This window comes from Mycolicibacterium houstonense, from assembly GCF_900078665.2.
Lineage (GTDB): Bacteria > Actinomycetota > Actinomycetes > Mycobacteriales > Mycobacteriaceae > Mycobacterium > Mycobacterium houstonense.
Map to the genome: position 1 here is coordinate 1845580 of NZ_LT546207.1, position 6269 is coordinate 1851848.

The following is a 6269-nucleotide window of genomic DNA, read 5'->3' on the forward strand; positions in this document are numbered from 1 at the left end:
GCGATGTGGGGAGCAGGCTGGTGGATTTCTCGGCAGTGACCAAACCGGTCGAGCGGTTGCTGGCAACCGCGCAGAACGGCCTGGAGGTGCTGCGCTACGGCGGCCTGGAGACCGGTGCGGTCCCCTCGCCCTTCCAGATCATCCAGAGCGTGCCGATGTACCGCCTGCGGCGGTATTTCCCGCCGGACGTCCGCCCGGGTGCGCAGACTCAGCGTCCGCCGGTGCTGATGGTGCACCCGATGATGATGTCGGCCGACATGTGGGACGTCACCCGCGACGACGGCGCGGTCGGCATCCTGCACGCGGCAGGCATCGATCCCTGGGTGATCGACTTCGGTTCCCCGGACAAGGTCGAGGGCGGCATGCAACGCAACCTTGCCGACCACGTGGTGGCGCTGTCGGAGGCCATCGACGTCGTCAAAGAGGTCACCGGTTGCGACGTGCACCTGGCCGGCTATTCGCAGGGCGGCATGTTCGCCTACCAGGCCGCCGCGTACCGACGGTCCAAGGACCTGGCCAGCATCATCGCCTTCGGCTCCCCGGTGGACACCCTGGCAGCGCTGCCGATGAACCTGCCCGCCGGAGTCGCCGCGGGTGCCGCGGATTTCATGGCCGACCACGTGTTCAGTCGTATCGACATCCCAGGATGGTTGGCCCGCACCGGTTTTCAGATGCTCGACCCGATCAAGACGGCCCAGTCGCGTCTTGAGTTCCTGCGTCAGCTGCACGATCGCGAGGCCCTGCTCCCGCGCGAACAGCAGCGCCGGTTCCTGTCGTCGGAGGGCTGGATCGCGTGGTCGGGTCCGGCGATCTCGGAACTGCTCAAGCAGTTCATCGCGCACAACCGGATGATCACCGGTGGCTTCTCCGTTCACGGCGATCTGGTCACACTGTCCGACATCGACTGCCCGATCCTCGCGGTGGTCGGCGAGGTCGACGACATCGGCCAGCCGGCTGCCGTGCGCGGGATCAAGCGGGCTGCCCCCGATGCCGACGTCTACGAATACCTGATCAGGGCAGGACATTTCGGCTTGGTCGTGGGTTCGAAGGCCTCATCCCAGACCTGGCCGACGGTCGCGCAATGGGTGAAATGGCTTGGCGGAGACCAGATGCCGGAGGGCGTCGTCCCGATGGAGGCGCAACCGGCCGATCATCCAGAGGGCGGGGTGTCGTTCACCACCCGCGTCACCCATGGCGCCACCGCGGCCACCGAGATGGCGTTCGGGGTGGCCCGTTCGGCGGCCGACGCGTTGGTGACGGCCAACAAGAACGCCAGGACGCTGGTCATCGAGACCGCCCGCACGCTGCCCAGGCTGGCCCGGTTGGGCCAGGTCAACGACCACACGCGGATTTCGCTCGGCCGGATCATGAGCGAGCAGGCGCGCAGTGCCCCCAACGGCGAGGCGCTGCTGTTCGACGGTCGCGTGCACACCTATGAAGCGGTGGATCGCCGGATCAACAACGTGGTGCGCGGCCTGATCGACGTCGGGGTGCGCCAGGGCGCGCGGGTCGGTGTCCTGATGGACACCCGACCCAGTGCGCTGGTGGCCATCGCCGCGCTGTCCCGGCTGGGTGCGGTGGCAGTGCTGTTGCCCGAGGCGGAGCTGGCCGAGGCGGCGCGGCTCGGCGGGGTGGCCGAGATCATCGCCGACCCGAGCCACCTCGCGGTGGCCCGGGAGCTGGACACCCGGGTGCTGGTCCTCGGCGGCGGCGAGAGCCGTGATCTGCATCTGGAACAGTACGACGACGTCGATTTGATCGTCGACATGGAGCAGATCGACCCGGACGTCGTCGAGCTGCCCGGCTGGTACCGGCCCAACCCCGGCCTGGCCCGCGACCTCGCGTTCGTCGCCTTCAGTGAGGTCGGTGGCGAACTCGTGGCCCGGCAGATCACCAACTTCCGGTGGGCACTCTCCGCGTTCGGCACCGCGTCGGCGGCCAATCTGGGGCGCGGCGACACGGTCTATTGCCTGACCCCGCTGCACCACCAATCGGGTCTGCTGGTCAGTCTCGGCGGCGCCGTGGTCGGTGGATCGCGCATCGCGCTGTCCCGCGGGCTGCAACCCGACCGGTTCCTCCAGGAGATCCGCCAGTACGGCGTCACGGTGGTGTCCTACACCTGGGCGATGTTGCGTGAGGTCATCGACGATCCGTCCTTCTCGCTGACCGGCAGCCACCCGGTCCGGTTGTTCATCGGGTCAGGCATGCCCGCCGGGTTGTGGAAGCGCGTGGTCGACGTGTTCGAGCCGGCCCAGGTCGTGGAGTTCTTCGCGACCACCGACGGTCAGGCGGTCCTGGCCAACGTCTCCGGTGCCAAGATCGGCAGCAAGGGACGTCCGCTGCCGGGTAGCGGCACCGTCGAACTGGCCGCCTACGACGCCGACGACGACCTGATCCTCGAAGACGAGCAGGGTTTCGTCCGCAAGGCCGAGGCCAACGAGGTCGGTGTGCTGCTGGCCCACCCACGCGGCCCGGTCGATCCGACGGCCGTGGTCAAACGCGGAGTGTTCGCCCCGGCCGACACCTGGGTGTCCACCGAGTTCCTGTTCCGGCGCGACGAGGACGGCGATTACTGGCTGGTCGACAACCGAGGGGCGGTGATCCGCAGCGAGCGCGGGCCCGTGTTCGCGACCAGTGTCAACGACGCCGTCGGCCGCCTGGACGCGGTCGACATGTCGGTCACCTACGGCGTTGAGGAGGCGGGCCGGCAGTTGGCGGTGACGGCTCTGGCGTTGCGCCCCGGCGGCAGCGTCCCGACGGCCGATCTGTCGCACGCCCTGGAGGACCTTGCCGCAGGCAATCCACCCGATGTGGTGCACGTGGTGGCCGACATGGAGCTCGGTGCGTCGTACCGGCCGCTCGTCGCGCCGCTGCGCGCGGCAGGCATCCCGAAGCCGGGCCGGCGTAACTGTTGGTACTTCGACGCCGATAGCGGTACGTACAAGAAACTGACGGCGGCCAGCCGGGCCGAACTCGTCGCAGGTGCGTCCGACGACGAACCCGCGACGCCGTAGCCGACGAGGTGCCGGGCCGACAATGCGCTGTTACGCTCCGGCGGATGGCAGAACGACTGGAGGATCGATGACATCGGGTTCGGGTGTGAACAGCTGGCGTCGGCTCGTCACCGGTTCGGTGACCGGCGGGGCGCTGGCTTTCGGGCTGCTGGCGGGCGCGGGNCACGACATCCTGAAGCTGCGTCAGCAGGGCTATAAGCCGTCCAACGCCAATCGCGAAGCCATCACCGAGGCGCTCGACAAGCGTCCCAACCAGGTGCCGCTGATCAAAGCGCTCAAGAGCACGCTGGCGTATCAGCGCAAGTTGCAGGCGCAGGCCAGCGCGCAGATTCAGCAGCCGGGGATGATCAACCCCGGGGTCGGCCAATTCCCGGCCGGCATCGCGCCGATTCCCGGCGGGGGCGCGCAGCCTGGCCCTAGTGGCGGCATCCAGATCCCACTGGGCTAGCTTCACGTGGTGGTCGACGACAAGCTTCTGAGCATCCTGGTCTGTCCGCAGGACCGCGGGCCGCTGCTGCTCGCCGGGACGGACTGGCTCTACAACCCCCGGTTGCGGCGGGCCTACCGGATCGAGGACGGGATCCCGGTGCTGTTGATCGACGAGGCCGTGGCCATCGACGACGACGCCGAGCACGACCGGTTGATGCGGTTGGCCGGGTCAGGCGAGTCCGGGTAGGTCACCCGTGAGATATCGCTGCAAGGTGGGCCCGACGGTCTCGACGATCTGTTCCACCGGCAGCGACGCGAACGGCTCCAGTTCCAGGATGTAGCGCGCCATCGCGACCCCGACCAGTTGCGAGGCGACGAACTGGATGCGGATCCTGGAACTGCCGGGCGGGCTGTCCACCCGTGGTCCGATCTCGCCCACGATGATCTCCTGGAGAAACGACCGCACCAGCGAGACGTCGTTGCCGGCCAAAATGGACCGCAGAGTCGCCACGAAGCCCTTGCCGATCTCGGAATCCCACAGCGGCAACAGGATTGACGGCAAGGTGTGGCCGATCTGCTCGACCGGCACGTTCTTGAGCTGTCCGATCACGGTCATCGGATCGATGGGGATGTGGATGGCGGCGGCGAACAACTGCGTCTTGGTGCCGAAGTAGTGGTGTACCAGGGCCGCGTCCACTCCGGCGTCGGCCGCGATGGCACGGATCGACGTCTTGTCGATGCCGTTGCGGGCGAACAACTCTCGCGCGCTGGTCAGGATGCGCTCGCGTTTGTCCGACGGCCCGGCGGGTCGGCCGGGCCGCTTACGTGCCTGGTGGGAATCGGTGCTGGTGGTCGTCACGGCGGCCCTTACGGAGTTCGACGGCGGAGGGTGGCTGCGGCCAGACCCAGTGCCAGTATCGCGAATCCGATCACGACGGCGATGTCGCGTACCGCGACGGCGGTCAGCTCTGGGTAGGCGCCGACCTGCTGAAGGGCTTCGAGCGCATAGCTGGCCGGCAGCACGTTGCTGATCCACTGCAGCCAGTCGGGCAGGGCGGCACGCGGCACGATGATGCCGCACAACAGCAGCTGGGGCACGATCACCACCGGCATGAACTGGACCGCCTGGAACTCGGTGCGGGCGAAGGCGCTGCACAACAGGCCGAGCCCCACACCGAGGACGGCGTTGATGATCGCGATCAGGAACACCAGCACGGGGCTGCCCGCGGTGTCGAAGCCCAGGAACCAGAACGCGACGACGCAGGCCAGGGTCGCCTGCGCCGCGGCCGCGATAGAGAACGCGGTGCCGTAGGCGGCCAGCAGGTCGAAGCGGCGCAGCGGGGTGGTGAGAATGCGCTCGAGCGTTCCCGACACCCGTTCGCGTTGCATGGTGATCGAGGTGATCAGGAACATCACCACGAGCGGGAACACGCCGAGCATGATCAGGCAGGCGGTGTTGAACGGTGTCGGCCGGCCCGGCGCGTGCGGCGCGTTCTGGAACATGAAGTACATCAGCGTGATGATCAGGCTGGGCACCACCAGGATCATCGCGACGCTGCGATGGTCGGCGACCAGCTGGCGCAGGATGCGGCCGGTGGTGGCCAGGTAGGCCGCCGGGCTCAGTCGGCTCGGTTGGTCTCGGCCGCGGCGCTGCGCCGGATGACGGTGAGAAACGCTTCCTCCAGGGACGTGCATGCCGTGTCCTTCCGTAGCCGGTCCGGGGTGGTGTGGGCGAGCAGTCGCCCTTCGCGCATGAGCAGCAGGTCGCCGCAGTGGTCGGCCTCGTCCATGACGTGGCTGGAGACCAGCAGGGTGGTGCCGCGCCGCGCCAGCTCGTTGAATTGCTCCCACAGGTCGACCCGCAGCACCGGGTCCAGGCCGACCGTGGGTTCGTCGAGCACCAGGAGTTCGGGTTCGGCGACCAGGGCGCAGGCCAGCGACGCCCGGGTTCGCTGACCGCCGGAGAGGTTGCCGCAATACGCGGTGCGGTGATCGTCGAGCCCGACGGACCGGATGGCCTCGTCGGCCGAGCTCGCCGATGTGCCGTACAGCGCGGCGAAGTACCGGACGTTGTCGATGATCCGCAGGTCGTCGTAGATCGTCGGTTCCTGGGTGACATACCCGACCCGATGCCGCAGCGGTGCCGAGCCGGCCGGGTGTCCGAGCACCGTGACGGTGCCTGCCGCGATGATCTGCGTGCCGACGATGCTGCGCATCAGGGTGGACTTGCCGCAGCCCGACGGACCGAGCAGGCCGGTGATGGTGCCGCCGGCGATCCGCACGTTTAGGTCGCGGATCGCGGGCCGGCCACCTCGGGTGACCTGCAGGCCGGTGATGTCGACCGCCGGGGGAGCGGCACCGGTCGGGGAGCCCGACGGGAATTCATCAGGCGATGAAGTCATCATGTGATGAATATTGCGCGCGAGCATGGCCGGTGTCAATGGCGGTTCTTGCCAAGTGCAGAATCGCTCGGATGGGCTTGCACATGGGCGCCGAGCTGTTGACTGGTGATCCCTTGCTCGCGGCCCGCCGACTGTTGGGGGCCGAGCTGACCGGCCGCGGTGTCAGCGCGGTCATCGTCGAGGTGGAGGCGTACGGCGGCCCGCCCGACGGACCGTGGCCCGACGCCGCCTCGCATTCGTATCGAGGTGCGGGCGGCCGCAACACGGTGATGTTCGGCCCACCCGGGCACCTGTACACCTACCGCAGCCACGGCATCCACGTCTGTGCCAACGTCGTCTGCGGATACGACGGCGTCGCCGGGGCGGTGCTGCTGCGAGCGGCGGTGGTGAGTGCCGGCGCGGGGCTGGCCGGGCAGCGGCGCGG

The 6269-nt window shown here is 68.4% G+C and carries 6 protein-coding genes; 3 read left to right on the plus strand and 3 right to left on the minus strand.

Translation table 11 applies throughout. The features are described from left to right. Positions 1 to 17 precede the first annotated feature (17 nt). Both BN4332_RS09335 and BN4332_RS09345 read left to right on the plus strand, forming a co-directional pair. Positions 18 to 3014 (plus strand): acyl-CoA synthetase, encoded by a 2997-nt coding sequence (locus BN4332_RS09335; protein WP_200820393.1) that lies wholly within the window; start codon positions 18 to 20, stop codon positions 3012 to 3014. A 457-nt stretch (positions 3015 to 3471) separates the two neighbouring features. After that, positions 3472 to 3690: a Trm112 family protein gene (locus tag BN4332_RS09345; protein WP_066898196.1), complete on the plus strand. Its 219-nt coding sequence runs from the start codon at positions 3472 to 3474 to the stop codon at positions 3688 to 3690. Here BN4332_RS09345 and BN4332_RS09350 read toward each other — a convergent pair. From BN4332_RS09350 to BN4332_RS09360, 3 genes are read right to left on the minus strand one after another with little or no spacing between them, the layout of a single operon-like run. Then, entirely contained in the window at positions 3673 to 4302 is a 630-nt protein-coding gene (locus BN4332_RS09350) for a TetR/AcrR family transcriptional regulator (RefSeq protein WP_066898178.1), read from the minus strand. The two genes, BN4332_RS09345 and BN4332_RS09350, sit on opposite strands and share 18 nt — an antisense overlap. Before the next feature lie 8 nt (positions 4303 to 4310). Continuing rightward, positions 4311 to 5138, minus strand: coding sequence for an ABC transporter permease (locus tag BN4332_RS09355; protein WP_074133020.1), 828 nt, complete (start codon positions 5136 to 5138; stop codon positions 4311 to 4313). Next, the gene (locus BN4332_RS09360) at positions 5063 to 5848 is read right to left on the minus strand and encodes an ABC transporter ATP-binding protein (protein WP_066898180.1); all 786 of its coding nucleotides are present in this window, start codon (positions 5846 to 5848) and stop codon (positions 5063 to 5065) included. The genes BN4332_RS09355 and BN4332_RS09360 overlap by 76 nt, the downstream gene beginning before the upstream one ends. Positions 5849 to 5928: 80 nt before the next feature. On the opposite strand from BN4332_RS09360, the gene BN4332_RS34230 reads away from it, so the two are divergent. After that, on the plus strand, positions 5929 to 6269 hold a 341-nt coding region (locus BN4332_RS34230; RefSeq protein WP_235654254.1), incomplete at its 3' end, for a DNA-3-methyladenine glycosylase.